At 64.3% G+C, this 15,811-nt stretch carries 17 protein-coding genes and 1 pseudogene; 11 read left to right on the top strand and 7 right to left on the bottom strand.

Annotated elements, in window-relative coordinates:
• Window positions 1-108 (top strand): annotated as a pseudogene (locus tag J9892_RS21770) (ribose 5-phosphate isomerase A); the annotation flags it as partial.
• Between the two features lie 248 nt (window positions 109-356).
• Window positions 357-1,589 (top strand): phosphoglycerate dehydrogenase, encoded by a 1,233-nt coding sequence (gene serA / locus J9892_RS21775; RefSeq protein WP_113977420.1) that lies wholly within the window; start codon window positions 357-359, stop codon window positions 1,587-1,589.
• 78 nt (window positions 1,590-1,667) lie between these two features.
• Here serA and J9892_RS21780 read toward each other — a convergent pair whose 3' ends face one another.
• Window positions 1,668-2,048, bottom strand: coding sequence for a diacylglycerol kinase (locus tag J9892_RS21780; RefSeq protein ID WP_010675195.1), 381 nt, complete (start codon window positions 2,046-2,048; stop codon window positions 1,668-1,670).
• 141 nt (window positions 2,049-2,189) lie between these two features.
• Between J9892_RS21780 and J9892_RS21785 the strand changes: the two genes are divergently transcribed.
• Window positions 2,190-3,254 (top strand): 3-deoxy-7-phosphoheptulonate synthase, encoded by a 1,065-nt coding sequence (locus tag J9892_RS21785; RefSeq protein WP_010675196.1) that lies wholly within the window; start codon window positions 2,190-2,192, stop codon window positions 3,252-3,254.
• Between the two features lie 211 nt (window positions 3,255-3,465).
• On the opposite strand, the gene J9892_RS21790 is transcribed toward J9892_RS21785, so the two are convergent.
• From J9892_RS21790 to J9892_RS21800, 3 genes are all read right to left on the bottom strand, one after another.
• Window positions 3,466-4,239, bottom strand: a complete 774-nt coding sequence (locus J9892_RS21790) for an ATP-binding cassette domain-containing protein (RefSeq protein ID WP_210538991.1) — start codon at window positions 4,237-4,239, stop codon at window positions 3,466-3,468.
• Window positions 4,226-5,233: a vitamin B12 ABC transporter permease BtuC gene (gene btuC / locus J9892_RS21795; RefSeq protein ID WP_104453101.1), complete on the bottom strand. Its 1,008-nt coding sequence runs from the start codon at window positions 5,231-5,233 to the stop codon at window positions 4,226-4,228. Before btuC ends, J9892_RS21790 begins: the two co-directional genes overlap by 14 nt.
• Window positions 5,234-5,308: 75 nt before the next feature.
• Window positions 5,309-6,040, bottom strand: coding sequence for a transporter substrate-binding domain-containing protein (locus J9892_RS21800; protein ID WP_069785238.1), 732 nt, complete (start codon window positions 6,038-6,040; stop codon window positions 5,309-5,311).
• Window positions 6,041-6,152: 112 nt separating this feature from the next.
• Between J9892_RS21800 and J9892_RS21805 the strand changes: the two genes are divergently transcribed.
• Together J9892_RS21805 and tapW are read left to right on the top strand one after the other, a co-directional pair.
• The gene (locus J9892_RS21805; protein ID WP_010675200.1) at window positions 6,153-6,509 is read left to right on the top strand and encodes a DMT family protein; all 357 of its coding nucleotides are present in this window, start codon (window positions 6,153-6,155) and stop codon (window positions 6,507-6,509) included.
• 56 nt (window positions 6,510-6,565) lie between these two features.
• Window positions 6,566-7,702, top strand: a complete 1,137-nt coding sequence (gene tapW, locus J9892_RS21810) for a type IVa pilus ATPase TapW (protein WP_029314740.1) — start codon at window positions 6,566-6,568, stop codon at window positions 7,700-7,702.
• A 62-nt stretch (window positions 7,703-7,764) separates the two neighbouring features.
• On the opposite strand, the gene J9892_RS21815 is transcribed toward tapW, so the two are convergent.
• The 3 genes from J9892_RS21815 to J9892_RS21825 are packed head-to-tail and all read right to left on the bottom strand — an operon-like array spanning window position 7,765 to window position 10,548.
• A complete protein-coding gene (locus J9892_RS21815) occupies window positions 7,765-8,007 on the bottom strand; it encodes a FeoC-like transcriptional regulator (RefSeq protein ID WP_113977412.1) in 243 nt (80 codons plus the stop codon).
• A 46-nt stretch (window positions 8,008-8,053) separates the two neighbouring features.
• The gene (gene feoB / locus J9892_RS21820; RefSeq protein WP_210538983.1) at window positions 8,054-10,324 is read right to left on the bottom strand and encodes a Fe(2+) transporter permease subunit FeoB; all 2,271 of its coding nucleotides are present in this window, start codon (window positions 10,322-10,324) and stop codon (window positions 8,054-8,056) included.
• Window positions 10,321-10,548, bottom strand: a complete 228-nt coding sequence (locus tag J9892_RS21825; protein ID WP_010675204.1) for a FeoA family protein — start codon at window positions 10,546-10,548, stop codon at window positions 10,321-10,323. Before J9892_RS21825 ends, feoB begins: the two co-directional genes overlap by 4 nt.
• 119 nt (window positions 10,549-10,667) lie before the next feature.
• Between J9892_RS21825 and J9892_RS21830 the strand changes: the two genes are divergently transcribed.
• From J9892_RS21830 to J9892_RS21855, 6 genes are all read left to right on the top strand, one after another.
• The gene (locus J9892_RS21830) at window positions 10,668-10,997 is read left to right on the top strand and encodes a translation initiation factor (RefSeq protein ID WP_042864056.1); all 330 of its coding nucleotides are present in this window, start codon (window positions 10,668-10,670) and stop codon (window positions 10,995-10,997) included.
• A 253-nt stretch (window positions 10,998-11,250) separates the two neighbouring features.
• Entirely contained in the window at window positions 11,251-11,808 is a 558-nt protein-coding gene (locus J9892_RS21835; protein ID WP_010675206.1) for a TMEM165/GDT1 family protein, read from the top strand.
• A 217-nt stretch (window positions 11,809-12,025) separates the two neighbouring features.
• Window positions 12,026-12,964, top strand: coding sequence for a DUF2157 domain-containing protein (locus J9892_RS21840; RefSeq protein WP_210538985.1), 939 nt, complete (start codon window positions 12,026-12,028; stop codon window positions 12,962-12,964).
• Window positions 12,957-13,964 carry a DUF4401 domain-containing protein gene (locus J9892_RS21845; RefSeq protein ID WP_042014995.1) on the top strand — a complete coding sequence of 336 codons (1,008 nt, stop codon included), beginning with the start codon at window positions 12,957-12,959 and terminating at the stop codon, window positions 13,962-13,964. The genes J9892_RS21840 and J9892_RS21845 overlap by 8 nt, the downstream gene beginning before the upstream one ends.
• Window positions 13,961-14,455: a GDYXXLXY domain-containing protein gene (locus J9892_RS21850; protein ID WP_109422597.1), complete on the top strand. Its 495-nt coding sequence runs from the start codon at window positions 13,961-13,963 to the stop codon at window positions 14,453-14,455. Before J9892_RS21845 ends, J9892_RS21850 begins: the two co-directional genes overlap by 4 nt.
• A 191-nt stretch (window positions 14,456-14,646) precedes the next feature.
• Window positions 14,647-15,369, top strand: coding sequence for a transporter substrate-binding domain-containing protein (locus J9892_RS21855; protein WP_042880787.1), 723 nt, complete (start codon window positions 14,647-14,649; stop codon window positions 15,367-15,369).
• The last annotated feature ends 442 nt before the right edge of the window (window positions 15,370-15,811 follow it).

Genomic DNA, 15,811 nt, shown 5'->3' on the forward strand with positions numbered 1-15,811 from the left:
CAGCTCAACAGCATAGTGGGCGTGGTCACCAACGGCCTGTTCGCCCACCGTGGCGCCGACGTGGTGCTGATCGGCACGCCGGATGGCGTCGTGACCCAGCAAGGGTGACGGCGGGAGGGCGATCGGGGTCATCAGATCCCTCTTCTTTGCTCCCGTGATATGACAACGGCGCCTGATGGCGCCGTTTCTATTTATCCCTCAATGGCTTGTAGCAGCACATCTGCAACAATCGTTGATAACTTCAAAGAATTTGACTTTCGTCACAAATATTCCCTCTCCCAAACGTTTTTGCTACTTTACGGTTTTCTTCACACTGCAAGCCTGAACGCATTTTTCAAAACAATAGAGGGAACGTCATGACAGTCAAGTTTTCGCTGGACAAGGATAAGATCAAGGTACTGCTGCTGGAGGGAGTCCATCCCAACACGGTGGAGACCTTTCGGGCAGCCGGCTACACCAATGTGGAATATCTGAAGACGTCCCTGTCGGAAGAGGAGTTGATCGAGCGCATTCGTGACGTGCATTTCGTGGGCCTGCGTTCACGCACCCAGATCACCGAGAAGGTGCTGGATGCCGCCACCAAGCTGGTGGCCATCGGCTGCTTCTGCATCGGCACCAACCAGGTCTCCCTCGACGCCGCCCACGTGCGCGGCATCCCCGTCTTCAACGCCCCCTTCTCCAACACCCGCTCCGTGGCCGAACTGGTACTGGGGGAGATCCTGCTGCTGCTGCGCGGCATTCCCGAGAAGAACGCCAAGTGCCATCGCGGCGTTTGGGAGAAGCTGGCCAACCGCAGCGTCGAAGCCCGCGGCAAGAAGCTCGGCATCATCGGCTACGGCCACATCGGCACCCAGCTTGGCATCATCGCCGAGATGATCGGCATGAAGGTCTATTACTACGATATCGAGAACAAGCTCTCCCTTGGCAACGCCATCCAGGTGCCGAACCTGGTGGAACTGCTCAACATGTCTGACGTCATCAGCCTGCACGTACCGGAAACCGCCTCCACCAAGGATCTCATCGGTGCAGAGCAACTTCGCATGATGAAACCGGGCGCCATCTTCATCAACGCCTCCCGCGGCACCGTGGTGGACATCGACGCCCTGGCCGACGTCATCAAGAGCGGCCACCTCTCCGGCGCCGCCATCGACGTCTTCCCGGTGGAGCCCAAGTCCAACAACGAGGAGTTCCTCACCCCGCTGCGCGGCCTGGACAACGTGATCCTGACCCCCCACATCGGCGGCTCCACCCAGGAAGCCCAGGAAAACATCGGTCTGGAAGTGGCCAACAAGCTGGTCAAATACTCCGACAACGGCTCCACCCTCTCCGCGGTCAACTTCCCGGAAGTCTCCCTGCCCGGCCACAAGGGCTCCAGCCGCCTGCTGCACATTCACCGCAACCAGCCCGGCGTGATGAACCAGATCAACCAGATCTTCGCCGACGAGGGGATCAACATCGCCGGTCAGTACCTGCAAACTAGCAGCGAGATCGGTTACGTGGTCATCGACGTAGAAACCGAGCACAGCGAGAAGGCCCTGGCCCGTCTCAAAGAGATCAATGGCACCATCCGTGCCCGGATCCTGCACTGATAAGCCCTTATCTGCGCAGCAAAAAGCCCGTCGTGATGACGGGCTTTTTTATGTCAGGAGAAAGGTTGCTCTCGCAACCTACCACCAGCCCAGCAGGTTGCGGCCCACCAGGGCGCCCCACACCAGGGCATTGAGGGCCAGAGCGATGAAGACGGCGGCGGAGCCCAGATCCTTGGCGCGGCCCGAGAGTTCGTGATGCTCGGAGCCGATGCGATCCACCACCGCCTCCACGGCGGAGTTGAGCACCTCGATGATCACCACCAGCCAGCTGATGCAGACGAGCAGCAGGATCTCGTTGAGGGAGTCACCTATCCAGAATGCCAGCGGCATCAGCAGCAGGATGAGCAGCAGCTCCTGGCGGAAGGCGGCCTCGTTGATCCAGGCCGATTTGAGACCTTTCATGCTGTAACCGGTTGCGTTGATGATGCGGGTGATCCCGGTCGCGCCTGGCTTTGCCACGATAACTACCTCATTTGAAATGGCTTTTGGGTTCACATCCTATCAGAGCCGCCCAAGGTTTCCATCGGGTGACTTTTGCTTTATTTTATTCCCTTGCATTTTGGCATCCCGCCCACCTTATCCACTCGAGAATTGAGTCGTATGTCCATTCACACCGATGAATTGCGCACCCGTCGCCTGGAGGCCCTGATCACCCCCAGCGAGCTGGCGCACGCCTTCCCGTTAACCGACACCATCGCCCAGAACCTGCTGGATGCCCGCCGCCAAGTGGAAGCCATTCTGTCCGGTGAGGATCAGCGCCTGCTGGTCATCGTCGGCCCCTGCTCCATCCACGATCCCGCCGCCGCCCACGAATACGCTCTGCGTCTGAACACCTTGCGGGAAGAGTACAAAGAGAGCCTGTGCATCGTAATGCGCACCTACTTCGAAAAGCCGCGTACCATCGTCGGCTGGAAGGGGCTCATCAATGATCCGCGCCTGGACGGCAGTTTCGACGTCAATGAAGGGCTGAAACTGGCCCGCAAGCTGCTGGTGGACATCAACGAGACAGGCATGCCCACCGCCACCGAGTTCCTCGACATGGTGACCGGCCAGTACATCAGCGATCTCATCACCTGGGGCGCCATCGGGGCGCGCACCACCGAGTCCCAGGTTCACCGGGAGATGGCCTCCGCCCTCTCCTGCCCGGTGGGGTTCAAGAACGGCACCGACGGCAACACCCGCATCGCCATCGATGCGGTGCGTGCCGCCCGTCACAGCCACATCTTCTACTCCCCGGACAAGGACGGCAAGATGACCATCTACCGCACCGCCGGCAACCCCTACGGCCACGTGATCCTGCGCGGCGGCCACAGGCCCAACTACGACACCGCCAGCATCGACGAGGCGTGCGAGGCTCTGGCCCAGGTGGGCCTGCCGGAGCGCCTGGTGGTGGACTTCAGCCACGGCAACAGCATGAAGGATCACCGCCGCCAACTGCTGGTGGCCCAGGATATCTGCGATCAGCTGCGCCGCGGCCGCACCGGCATCGCTGGCATCATGGCCGAGAGCTTCCTGGTGGAAGGGCGTCAGGACGTGGAGAACGGCTGCGCCGCCACCTTCGGCCAGAGCATCACCGATGCCTGTCTGTCGTGGAGTGACACCGAAACCCTGCTGGCCATGCTGGCAGAAGCCGCTCAGGTGCGGCTGGACAAGCAGAAAGCCTGAACAACCGCTCAACGCTCTCTCTACCAATTCAAAGAGCCAGGCATCACGGATGCCTGGCTCTTTTCATGTCCACAGTGATTCACTCGCCCCCTTGGCTTCACTCAGCCTCTGCCGGTTTTCAATGCTGTATCCGTAGTCGACGGAACGGCTCCCTTCTCCCACTTGTTTTAAAAGAATGGGAGAAGGGCTGGGGATGAGGGGGAAGACCGCCTCAAAGACTCGGCATAAACCAGATGCGGCCGGCCGCCTCGATACGATCGGTGCGGATCTGGAACACCCGCTCCAGCAGCGCCTCGTCGATGATCCCGACGTCCCCTTCCCCCACCACGCGGCCCTGTTGCAGGCAGAGCACGCGATCCGCCCAATCGATGGCCAGATTGATGTCGTGGATGGCCACCACCACCAGCAATCCCTGCGCGGCCAGTTGCTTGAGCAGCCGCAGCAGCGCCATCTGGTGATGCAGATCCAGCCCCGCCAGGGGTTCGTCCAGCAGCAGCACCCGCCCGATCGGATTGAGGCTTGGCCACAGTTGCAGCAGGGTGCGGGCGATCAGCACCCGCTGCTGCTCCCCCCCGGACAATCGGCTGAAGTCCCGTGCAAGCAGGGGCGCCAGTTCCAGGGCGTCGCACACATCCGCCACCGCCTGCGCCTGGGCATCGGGGGCCCCCTCCTCCAGCCCCAGGCTCAGCACCTGGAACACCGGGATGTGGAACAGCTGGGGCTGGCGCTGGGGCAGCATGGCGCGCCGCGTTGCAAGCTCGGGCCAGCTCAGGGTCGTGATGGCCTCTCCTCCCAGCAAGACGGCGCCATCGGCGGGCAGCAGGCCCGCCAGGGCCCCGAGCAGGGAGGACTTGCCACTGCCATTGGGGCCGAGCAGGGCCACCAGCTGACCACCGGGCCAGGCGAGATCCAGGGGGGCGAGGCGATGGGGGATGGCCAGGGCGCGGGCCTCCAGCCGCCAGGGGGCGGGATCAGCGGGACACATCGGCATCTTGCCTCAGCAGCAGATAGATAAAGAGCGGGGCGCCCACCGAGGCGGTGATGACCCCGATGGGCAGTTCACCGGCGTGCAGCGCCGAGCGGGCCACCAGATCGGCCCCGAGCAGCAGGGCGCCGCCCCCCAGCGCCGAGGCGGGCAGCAGAAAGCGCTGATCGCTGCCACCGCACAGGCGCAGCAGGTGAGGCACTACCAGGCCGACGAAGCCGATGACGCCGCACAGGGAGACCGCCACCCCGGTCAGCAGGCAGACCGCCAGCACCAGGCGTACCCGCATGCTGTCCACGTTCAGCCCCATGAGGCGAGCCTGAGTCTCTCCCAGCAGCAGTTGTTGCAGTGCCCGCCCCTGCCAGCAGAGCCAGCCGAGGGTGAGGGGCAGCACCAGCCACCACCAGGCGAGCTGCTGGCTACCGTAGGCGAGGCTCCCCATCATCCAGAACATGAATTCCCGCAAGGCGCCGTCGTCGGCGAAATACATCAGCCAGGTCATAGCCGCATTGGTGAGGATGCCGATGGCGACCCCGAACAGCAGCAGCCGCCCATGGCCGAGCCATGCCCGGCGTGCGAGACGGATGAGCAGCATGGTCACCACCAGGGCACCGCCAAAGGCCGCCAGCGACAGCCCCCAGCCCGGCAGATAGAGCCCGAGCCCCTTGGCCACCGCCATCGCCACCATGGCGGCCAGCCCAGCGCCGCTCGAGACGCCGAGCAGGCCGGGTTCCGCCACCGGATTGTGCAGCATCACCTGGAGCACGGCACCACCGCAGGCAAGGGAGGCCCCCGCCAGCAGAGCCAGCAGGGCGCGCGGCAGGCGCAGCTCCAGCAGGATGCGCAGCTCCAGATCTCCCAGCGGCTGCCAGGGCAGCAGCACGAACTCCCCGAGGGCGAGGGAGAGCAGGAACAGGGCCAGGGTCAGCAGCGACAGCAGGAGCAGCCAGCGGCGCTGCCAGCGCTGCTGGCGACGGATGAGAGCGAGATACACGGGATCCCCAAGAAGCGAGGCCCGCCGGTGGGCAGGCAGGAAAGCTGCATGATAACAGCGCGTTACCACCCAAGGTCAAGGCTGGTAGGGCTTGGCCAGCGCCGCTATCTCGCCGCTCTCCACCATGGCTTGCAACGCCTGCGCCAGCTTGGGGCCCAGCTCATGGTGGGGTGAGTGCTTGCTCATCCCGAGGTAGAGCACCACCGGGTTGGGGGGCTGGAAGGGCGCCTTGACGAGGCCGGCGTCGTTGCGCTGGCTCAGGGCGTAATCCACCTGGCAGTCGGTCCCTATCATCAGGGGCAGGTGGCCCCGCTCCACCATGCGCTGCAACTGGTCTTCGGTGGGGACCCCGTGCTTGTCGAGCTGGGTGTCGCCATCGAAGGGGGGGAAGTAGGCGGAGTTGAGCACATAGCCTATCTCGCGGCCTCGCAGATCCTCGTAGCGCCTGAGACCTGCCACGGCGGCGGGCTTGCCATAGAAGGCAGGCCGGCACTGGTAATAGGACGGCTGCAGGTAGTCGATGAAGGCGGCCCGCTCCTCGGTGTGAGCCAGCCCTATCATCAGATCCACCTGACCGGTCTGCATCTGTTTGAGTGCCCGTCCCCAGGGCACCCGTTTGAGGGTGAGCACAATGCCGCTGCGTGCCTGCAACTGGCGCAGAATGTCGATATCCAGCCCCTGGAAGTCGTCGTTCTCTGCCAGCATGCGAAACGGCGGCCAGACATCGGTGGCCACCGTCAGGGTCGGCGCACCTTGCGCCCAGCAGGCAAACAACAGACAAAGCGCACCCCAGCTTGTCTTGCCCATCCAGCTTTCGCCTTCTTTTGTTACATCCTTGTGAGCTAAAAATACCCTCAAGCACCACTTATGAAAACCCATGGAGTCGAGATAAAATGCATTGATTTAAAAGGAGAACCTAATGAACCCCATCATGACCAGTATCGGCCTGCTCATCTGCAGCAACGTCTTCATGACGTTTGCCTGGTACGCCCATCTCAAGAGCATGAATCACAAACCCTGGATCATCGCCGCCCTGGTGAGCTGGGGGATAGCCCTGTTCGAATACCTGTTGCAGGTGCCCGCCAACCGCATCGGCCACACCGTGCTCTCCGTCGGCCAGCTCAAGATCCTGCAGGAGGTGATCACCCTCACCGTGTTCGTTCCCTTCTCCATCTTCTATCTGAAAGAAGATCTGAAGTGGGACTACCTCTGGGCGGGTCTGTGCATCCTGGGCGCGGTCTTTTTTGTGTTCCGCGAAAAACTGACCGGCGCCTGAGGCTGTACACTCAAGCCATTCATCATCCCCCAGCCCTTTGAGCGACGAGGCCCCTCATGGAATTGAGAGACATGCTGCAGATCCTGGCCAAACAAGACGGTTCCGATCTCTATCTCTCCACCGGCGCCCCCCCCTGCGCCAAGTTCAACGGCGCCCTGCGCCCCCTCACCCAGGAGCCTCTGGGGCCGGGCGAGGTGGCCCGCATCGCCTACGACATCATGGATCTCGAGCAGAAACAGCAGTTCGAGAAAGAGCTGGAGATGAACCTCGCCATCTCCCTGCCCCAGATAGGCCGTTTTCGGGTCAACATCTTCAAGCAGCGCAATGAAGTCTCCCTGGTGGCGCGCAACATCAAGACCGAGATCCCCCGCTTCGAGGATCTCAAACTCCCTCCGGTGCTCCTCGACACCATCATGGAGAAGCGGGGTCTGGTGCTCTTCGTCGGCGGCACGGGGTCCGGCAAGTCCACGTCGCTCGCGGCCCTCATCGATCATCGCAACCGCAACAGCGGCGGCCACATCATCACCATCGAGGATCCGGTGGAGTTCGTCCATCGCCACCAGAAGAGCATCATCAACCAGCGGGAGGTGGGGGTGGATACCCGCAGCTTCCACGCGGCCCTGAAGAACACCCTGCGCCAGGCGCCGGACGTCATCCTCATCGGTGAAATCCGCGATCGGGAGACCATGGAGCATGCCCTCGCCTTCTCGGAGACCGGGCATCTGGCCATCTCCACCCTGCACGCCAACAACGCCAACCAGGCGCTGGATCGCATCATCAACTTCTTCCCGGAAGAGCGCAGACCCCAGCTGCTCAACGACCTTGGCAACAACCTCAAGGCCTTTGTCTCCCAGCGGCTGGTGAAGACCACGGACGGCGGGCGCCGGGCGGCGGTGGAGGTAATGCTAGGAACCCACACGGTGCGCGATCTCATCAAGCGCGGCGAGTTTGGCGGCCTCAAGGAGATCATGGAAAAATCCAGGGCCCTTGGCATGGTGACCTTCGACAGCACTCTGTTCGATCTGGTGGTCGAGGGGGTGATCGACGAGGAGGAGGCGGTGAAGAACGCGGACTCCCAGAACAACCTGCGCCTCAAGATCAAACTCTGGCGGGAGAAGGGTCAGATAGGCAACAGCGCGGCGGCGAGCGGCTGGAGCCTGGAGCCCACCAAGGACGAGGGCGACCTCTTCTAAGACCGGACCCGGCGGCCACGAAAAAGGGAACCCTCGGGTTCCCTTTTGCATATGGGCAGGCATCACCCCTTCTGGACCAGCCCTATCTGGCCGGGCTCGCACCACTCGAACGTCACCTCTTCGTGCTTGCCGCAGCAGGAGCCGCTACACAGGCGGCTCTCCCGCTTGGCGACGCGCCCCTTGCGCATCCAGACCCCGAGCATGGCCTCTACCGCATCCTCGGAGGTGTGGAAGTGGCGGGCCAGCGCCCGCCGGCTCACCTTCCTGTGCAGGGCCAGATAGTCCCCCAGTTCACGCAGGATCACAGAATACCCTCCCTCTCGGCGCACTCGCCCCTGACCATGAGCCCCTTCACAGGGTCACCACCTTGCGGGCGACGATGTCGCCGTGACGACGCCCCAGCCACCAGAGCAGCACCAGGGAGAACAGATAGCTCAGGCTCCAGGCAAGGCTCTGCGCCGGGTGGGCGGCGAAGGTCGCCAGTTGATAGAAGAGGGTGGCGCACAGGAAGGCGACGTAGTTGCACCAGGCGGCGGTGAACAGGGCCCACTGGCGACCGGTCTCTCGCACCAGAGCCCCCATGGCGGCGGCGCAGGGCATGTAGAGCAGCACGAACAGCAGGTAGGCAAAGGCCCCGGCCACGCCGTCGAAGTGGGTCTGCATGTTGCCGTAGGTGGAGGTGTCCACCTCCTGGGCCTCGGCGGCCGCCTGCTTGTCCTCCAGATCCCCCACCTTGAGCCCCATGGGATCGGCGGGGTCGATGTCCGCCAGGTTGGCGGGAATGGTGGCCAGCGCCGCTTTCAGGCTGCCCAGCAGGGAGTATTCACTCTCCTCCTCATCACCGGCGCCGCCGGCGTAGAGGCTGTTGAGGGTAGCGACCACCGCCTCCTTGGCAAAGATGCCGGTGAGGATGCCCACCGTGGCCTGCCAGTTGTCGTCCCGCACGCCGATGGGATGCAGCACCGGGGTCACGGACTGGCTCAGCTTGCTCAGCACCGAGTTCTCCTGATCCTGGTTGCCGAAGCTGCCGTCGGTGCCGAGGGAGTTGAGCACGCTCAGCACCGCCACCATCAGGACGATGGTCTTGCCCGCGCCGAAGATGAAACCCTTGAGTTTCTGCCAGGTGCGCAGCCCCACGTCCACCGGACGGGGCCACTCGTAATCGGGCATCTCCATCACCATGGAGTCGCTCTTGCCCGGCAGCAGGGTGCTGCGCAGGAAGAGGCCGGTGAGCACCGCCACCAGGATGCCGAACAGATAGAGACCGAACACCAGGTTCTGCCCCGACTCGGGGAAGAAGGCCACCGCGAACAGGGCGTAGACCGGCAGACGGGCACCGCAGGACATGAAGGGTGCCATGGCCGAGGTCATCAGCCGCTCGCGCTCCGACCCCAGGGTGCGAGTCGCCATCACCGCGGGCACGGTGCAGCCAAAGCCCATCAGCATGGGGACGAAGGCCTTGCCGGGCAGGCCGAGGCGACGCATCAGGGCGTCCACCACGAAGGCGGCGCGGGCCAGATAGCCGGAGCTCTCCAGCACCGCGAGGAAGAGAAAGAGGCAGCCCACCACGGGGATGAAGGTCGCCACCGTCTGCAAACCGGCACCCACGCCGTCCGCGAGCACGGCCCCCAGCCAGTCGGGGGCACTCATCAGCCCCAGCAGGTGGTGCACTCCGTCCACGAACAGGGCTCCCCCGAGGATGTCGAAAAAGTCGATGAAGGCGCTGCCCACCTTGATGGCGAACATGAACATCAGGTACATCACCAGCAGGAAGAAGGGGATGCCCACCCAGCGGTTGAGCAGCACCCTGTCCAGCCGTTCGCTCTGGGCGACGGTGAGCTTGTCCTGATGACGGCACGCCTGCTGGCACCAGTGGTGGATATGGCCGTAGCGCAAATCAGCGAGTTGCAGGTCGATGTCCTGGGCGTGGTGGGCGCGGCTCACCACGTTGTCGGCCGCCGCCTGCTGCCCCGCCGCCAGGGTCTCCTGCATGGCGATGTCTTCCTCCAGCAGGCGCAGGGCGCGGCCACGGCGATGCAGATGATGGGGGGCGAGCAGAGTCTCCAGCTCGGCGATATCCCCCTCGAGGGGCTGACCGTAGTCGAGCACGAGGGCGGGCTGGGACTGGCCGATAAACTGGTGGATCCCCTCTTTGAAGGCCGCCACCTGCTGGCGATTGTGGGCCGAGAGCGACACCACGGGGCACCCCAGCGCCTTGGCGAGCAAGGCCTCGTCGATGGTGATGCGCCGCTTTTGCAGCAGATCCATCTTGTTGAGCACCACCACCATGGGCAGCCCCAGCTCCCGCAGTTGCAGGGTGAGGTAGAGGGAGCGCTCCAGGTTGGCGGCATCGATGACGTTGAGCAGCAGATCCGGTTGCTGGCGCTGGACGAAGCGACTGGCGATCTGCTCGTCCAGGCTCGCCTCCTGGTTGGCCAGGGCATAGATGCCGGGCAGGTCCACCAGGGTGTATTTCTGCCCGCGGGCAGCAAAGGCCCCCATCTTCTTGTCGACGGTGACCCCGCTCCAGTTCCCCACCTGCTGGCGGGAGCCGGTCAGGGCGTTGAACAGGGAGGTCTTGCCGCTGTTGGGATTGCCCACTGTGACCAGGTTGTAGCTCATACCGGCTCCACCTCGATTTGCTGGGCCAGACTCCGCTGCATGGAGAGGCAGATACCCTGGCACTGGATCTGGAGCGGGTCCCCCAGGGGGGCGGCCCGCAGATAGAGGATCTCGGTCTGGGGCAGCAGCCCCATCACCATCAGCTTGCGCCGCAAGGCGCGGCCAAGGTGGTTCATGTGCGTGATGCGAGCGCTCTGTCCCGGCGACAGCTCTGTGAGTACCATGACGGGCTCCTGAAGTTAAACAAGAATAATTCGCTTTTAATGGGGGGATTATAAGCTGTGCCCTCAACATTTATTTGCGTAAAATCAAACTCCGCTTAGCTAACCGACAAAGTAATGCCATGAGTCACGACAACAACAGCCGCCTGGTCTACAGCACGGACGGCGGCATGATCAAGGAATCCGCCCCCGCCCAGCACGCCTCCCCCTTCCCCGCCGACGGGGTCGTGCGCATCCGCCGCGAGACCAAGGGACGCAAGGGGGCCGGGGTCATCAGCATCCACGGCGTTCCCGCCGACCAGCAGAAGGCCCTCGCCACCCTGCTCAAGAAGAAGTGCGGTACCGGCGGCGGTCTCAAGGAGGGGGTCATCGAGATCCAGGGGGACAAACGGGACCTCATCAAGGCCGAACTGGAGAAGGCCGGCTTTCAGGTCAAGCTGGTGGGGGGATAATTCCCCATCCCGCGCCTTGCCTCACCGGGGGTTTTTCCCTAGAATGCCCGCTCCCATCGAGGGGGAGTAGTCTCGCCACGGACCCGTTCCGTGCGCGATCCTGATCAACATACTTGGTGCCAACTCACCATGGTCAGGGTGATCCGGGCAATGCCGGATTTGACAAGACCTTTGACGGGCCAGTGCCAAAACCGGGGACGGATGGCGCAGGCTTGTCTTTGGTTTATAACAATTCCGTCCCCCGGTCATTTTTATGGAAGCCTTGTTAACCTCCACCATCAGCGTTGCCATCGCCGAGATCGGCGACAAGACACAGCTGCTGGCCCTGTTGCTCATCTGTCGTTTTCGCAAACCCTGGCCCATCATCGCCGGCATGCTGGCTGCCACCCTGCTCAACCACGCGGGTGCCGCCTGGATAGGGGAATTCATTAGTCGCTGGATGGATCCCAAGGTGATGACCTGGTTGGTCGCTGGCGCCTTCATCGCCATGGCCGCCTGGATCCTGGTGCCGGACAAGATGGACGATGAAGAGAGTTCCCTGGACAAGTACGGCCCCTTCATGGCCACCTTCGTGCTCTTCTTCATCGCCGAGATCGGTGACAAGACCCAGATAGCCACCGTGCTGCTGGCAGCCAAGTACGACTCCCTGATCCAGGTGATCACCGGTACCACCCTCGGCATGATGCTGGCCAACGTGCCCGTGGTGCTGCTCGGCAAGCTCGGGGCCGACAAGCTCCCCCTCAAGGGGATCCGCATTGCCTGCGCCATCCTCTTTGCGGGGCTTGGCATCTCCACCCTGATCTTCGCCTGACTTCCATAGAAGCCGGCGGGAGATCAGCGTGAGCACTGATCGCCACCGCCGCCCCGGACGTCCTTCAGGCCCCCTCCTCACGGCGGGGGCCTTTTTAGTGCAAAGACATGGCCCCGTGCCGCGACCTGTGTCGCAACGCCGACGGCGCCCCTGCCCCGAGACGCGGCGCCGTGCCATAATGCCTTATCTTTCAGGCATCACGGCTTCAGGAGCCCCCATGCACCTCACCTCAAGACAGACCCTGCTCGACTGGGTCAGGCGCGGCCGCCTGCCACGGGCCTCGCTGCCTGCCGCCCTGGCCCTGTGCGATCTGCCCCCCGGCCCTGCCCGCTGGCAGTGGCTGTTCGACAGGCTGCTGCTCTGGCTCGGCTGCCTCTGCCTTGGCGCCGGCCTCGTCTTCTTCGTCGCCTTCAACTGGCAGGCCCTGGGGCGCCTCTCACGTCTCGCCCTGCTGGAGCTGCCGTTGCTCGCCATGCTCCTGGTGCTCTGGCGCAAACACATGAGTGACACCCCGCGCCAGGCCCTGCTGCTCGCCCTGGCCCTCAACCTCGGCGCCCTGCTCGCCCTGGTGGGCCAGACCTACCAGACCGGCGCCGACCCCTGGCAGCTCTTCGCCACCTGGGCCCTGATGCTGCTGCCGCTGGCGGCCCTTGGCAGAAGCCCGCTGCTCTGGACCCTGGCCTGGCTGCTCGGTCAGCTCGCCCTGGTGCTCTACTGGCGGCTCGGCCTTCTCGATCTCTTCTTCTCCTTCAACGAGGAGGCCCTCGGCTGGTGCCTGACCCTGCTCAACGCCGCCCTCTGGGGTCTGCTCATCCTGGTGCCCGCCCGCTACGCCCTGATGCCCTCCTGGCTCGCGGGGCTGGCCGCGGGGCTCGGCATCACCCTGCTCACCCTGCTGGCCCTGTTCGATGCCGCCTCTCCCTGGGTCTGGCCTGCCTGGCTCGCCTGGCTCGGCGCCGCCTACCTGCGCTGGCACCACAGGTTCATCGCCGGGCTCGCCATGGGGTGCCTGAGCCTCATCGCCGTGATCCTCGCGGCCCTTGGCAAGTGGATGGAGCCGGACATGAACGGCTTTTTGCTGCTGGCCCTCATCGCCATCGGCCTGTCGGCGATGGCCAGCCGCTGGCTGCAACAACAACGGAGGCTGCATGTCTGATCTCACCCCCTGGGAGCGCCTGCGTGCTGCCCAACTTGTGGAAGGGGATGCCCCCCGGGATGAACAGCCCCACTGGTCGGGCCGTTTTCTGCTCGGCATGGTGGGCTGGATAGCCGCCCTCTTCCTGCTCTTCTTCCTCTTCATGGCCTTCGAGCAGCTGACCCGCGACCCCAACAACGCCCTCACCATGGGGATGGTGCTGATGGCCGCCGCCCTCGGTCTCAACCGCATGGCGACCCGCAGCGATCTCTGGGATCAGTTTGTGCTGGCGCTGGCGCTGGCGGCAGATGCCTGGCTGCTCTACGGCCTGCTGGACAGGCTGGATCTGAACGTCGCGTGGCTCTGGTTCGGGCTGACCGCCTTCTCCCTCGGGGTGGCCGCCCTGTTCGAGCACTGGCTGATCAGGCTGTTCCACAGCTTCGCCGCCGCCATCCTGCTCACCCTCGCCCTCGCCTGCCTCGGCCTGCACCTGCTGGCCCTGCCGCTGGTGATGGGCGCCGTCGCCCTGTGCTGGCTGCAGGCGGAGCGCGATCCCGCCCGCCATCTGCTCTATGAATCCCTCACCCTGGGGCTGGCACTCTCCCTGCTGGTGCTGGGACGGCTGCACCACCCCCTGTGGGAGGGAGGCACCAGCGTGCTCAATGAGCTCGGCAGCTCCCGCCTGCCCCTCTGGCTCAATCCCCTGCTCTGCGCCGCCCTGCTGCTCGCGGTCATGGTTCGCCTCAGGCTGCCGCTGCGCTACGGGCTGCCGCTGGTGGTGATCAGCGCCATCATTCCCGGCATGGGGGCTGGCGCCCTGGTGCTGGTGCTCGGCTTCTACGCCGGCAGCCTGGCCCTGATGACCCTGGCAGGCCTCCTGCTGCTCGGCTTTGGCTCCCTCTATTACTACGATCTGGGGCTGACCCTGATGACCAAGTCCTGGCTGCTGCTCGCCTCGGGGGCCCTGCTGCTCGGTACCCGTCAGTGGCTCAAGCACCTTCACAACGGGAGCCCCTCATGAGACGCCTCGCCTTTTTGCTGACCGGTCTTGCCCTGCTCGCCGGCATCAACGCCGCCGTCTGGCGCTTCGAGCACGCCATGAGCCAGGGGGAGGTGGTGCTGATCGAGCTGGCACCGGTCGACCCCCGCTCCCTGATGCAGGGGGACTACATGCGCCTGAACTACGCCCTCGCCCGCCAGCTGGCGGGCCGCCAGGCCGCCGCCGGCCCCCACACCCTGGTCGTTCGCCTGGATGAACATCAGGTGGTGCACTGGGTGGAAGGGGGTAAGCCCGAGGCCCCGGGCCCGGGGGAGCGTCTGCTCAAGGTGCGCCAGCGCGACGGCCAGTGGTTTATCGGGCCTGACGCCTTCTTCTTCGAAGAGGGCACGGGAGATCAGTATGAGTCGGCCCGCTACGGCGAGTTTCGTCTGCAGGAGGATGGCAGCACCCTGCTGGTGGGGCTGAGGGATGAGGCGTTCACCCCCCTGGGTCACACCCGCCCGGCCTGGTAAAAAGGGGGCGCCGACCCGGTTGTGAGTGGCAAGATGATGACGGCCCCCGGCGGATAACGTCTGCGCCGGGTGGCGAAACGCCGTGACTTGGCAACACTTGAAACTGGGCACTCGGCAGCAGGACAGTCAGGATGAACATAGACATTGCAGTCCCCCTTCGCAGACTGGTCGCCTGCGCCGCCCTCGCGGCCATGGTCTGGGGCACTCCCGCGACCCAGGCCAGCCCGGCGCTCGCCAGCCTGCACTACCTCACCGAAGAGTACAAACCCTACAACTTCACCGGGGAGGATGGCGCCCCGACCGGCTTTGCCATCGACCTGCTGCACCTGGTGTGGCAAAAGACCGGCACCCCTGTCCAGCCCGTCAGCATCCTCCCCTGGGCCAGGGGTTACTACCTGCTGACCCAGAAACCCAATGTGGTGCTCTTCTCCACCGCCCGCACCGAGGCGCGCAATCCCCTGTTCAAGTGGGCCTGCCCCATCGGCTATGCCGAGATAGTGTTGATGGGGCTCGCCAGTCGCCCCCTGACCTTGACCCGCCTGGAAGATGCCCAGCGCTACACCATAGGCGCCGTGCGATCCGATGTGGGGGAGCAACTGCTGCTCAACGCCGGCTTCGACGAGCAGAAGATCATGACCGCCAACCGCCTCTCCCAGGCCCTGCGCATGCTCACCTCGGGCCGGGTCGAGCTGATCTCCAGCAACAAATCCACCCTGCTGGATCTCATCAAGACCCAGCAGCTGGATCCCGCCCAGTTCGAGGTGCGCTGGATGTTGAGCTCCGAGCAGTACTGCTTCGCCTTCAGCCACCCGGTGGACGATGCCCTGGTCAGGGAGTTCCAGCTCGGCCTGACCCAGGTGCTGGCCAGCAGCGACTTCCAGCAGCTCCAGCACAAATACTTCCCCTCCCCCTGACCTTTTCCCCCGCCGGGGCCGCCATGGCCCCGGCCCGCCTTTGAGCCAGCGCACGAAACCCGTTTAATGTTCGCCACTTGCAACGACAAGGGGTGAAGCAGACCGCCTCGGGTCCGTAATATAGGGCGCAGGAGCCTGTTGGCCCCTTTTTCACGGCAAGGGGCAGGGCGCACGGTGGCAGCGACAGTCAGGGGCGGCAGCGTGCCCGCTGGCCGCCTTCATCGGGCAGCGCCGCGCTCACGCCCTTCCCCACCATCTCTCCGATCTCTTGGGAATACACATGCACAACACAGCGAATTGACATCCTCCCCCACCTTAGCGCTTCGCGTCACAGGAGGGGGATTCCCATTACTGGGTGATAGCTGCTCGCGCAGTACCGGGTTCCTGCTTCATCGGGCGGCCTGATTGCACCGCGCCTCCACAGGCTAAAACGGCGTGTCCC

The sequence above is a fragment of the Aeromonas sp. Prich7-2 genome, assembly GCF_017939255.1.
Classification (GTDB): Bacteria; Pseudomonadota; Gammaproteobacteria; order Enterobacterales; family Aeromonadaceae; genus Aeromonas; species Aeromonas caviae.

Bases quoted from the DNA above. Each gene is read 5' to 3' on its own strand.
- J9892_RS21855 (WP_042880787.1), top strand. From the start codon at position 14,647: ATGGTCTGGGGCACTCCCGCGACCCAGGCCAGCCCGGCGCTCGCCAGC.
- J9892_RS21830 (WP_042864056.1), top strand. From the start codon at position 10,668: ATGAGTCACGACAACAACAGCCGCCTGGTCTACAGCACGGACGGCGGC.
- J9892_RS21785 (WP_010675196.1), top strand. From the start codon at position 2,190: ATGTCCATTCACACCGATGAATTGCGCACCCGTCGCCTGGAGGCCCTG.
- tapW (WP_029314740.1), top strand. From the start codon at position 6,566: ATGGAATTGAGAGACATGCTGCAGATCCTGGCCAAACAAGACGGTTCC.
- feoB (WP_210538983.1), bottom strand. From the start codon at position 10,324: ATGAGCTACAACCTGGTCACAGTGGGCAATCCCAACAGCGGCAAGACC.
- J9892_RS21800 (WP_069785238.1), bottom strand. From the start codon at position 6,040: ATGGGCAAGACAAGCTGGGGTGCGCTTTGTCTGTTGTTTGCCTGCTGG.
- J9892_RS21845 (WP_042014995.1), top strand. From the start codon at position 12,957: ATGTCTGATCTCACCCCCTGGGAGCGCCTGCGTGCTGCCCAACTTGTG.
- J9892_RS21850 (WP_109422597.1), top strand. From the start codon at position 13,961: ATGAGACGCCTCGCCTTTTTGCTGACCGGTCTTGCCCTGCTCGCCGGC.
- J9892_RS21840 (WP_210538985.1), top strand. From the start codon at position 12,026: ATGCACCTCACCTCAAGACAGACCCTGCTCGACTGGGTCAGGCGCGGC.
- J9892_RS21805 (WP_010675200.1), top strand. From the start codon at position 6,153: ATGAACCCCATCATGACCAGTATCGGCCTGCTCATCTGCAGCAACGTC.
- J9892_RS21790 (WP_210538991.1), bottom strand. From the start codon at position 4,239: ATGTGTCCCGCTGATCCCGCCCCCTGGCGGCTGGAGGCCCGCGCCCTG.
- J9892_RS21835 (WP_010675206.1), top strand. From the start codon at position 11,251: ATGGAAGCCTTGTTAACCTCCACCATCAGCGTTGCCATCGCCGAGATC.
- J9892_RS21825 (WP_010675204.1), bottom strand. From the start codon at position 10,548: ATGGTACTCACAGAGCTGTCGCCGGGACAGAGCGCTCGCATCACGCAC.
- serA (WP_113977420.1), top strand. From the start codon at position 357: ATGACAGTCAAGTTTTCGCTGGACAAGGATAAGATCAAGGTACTGCTG.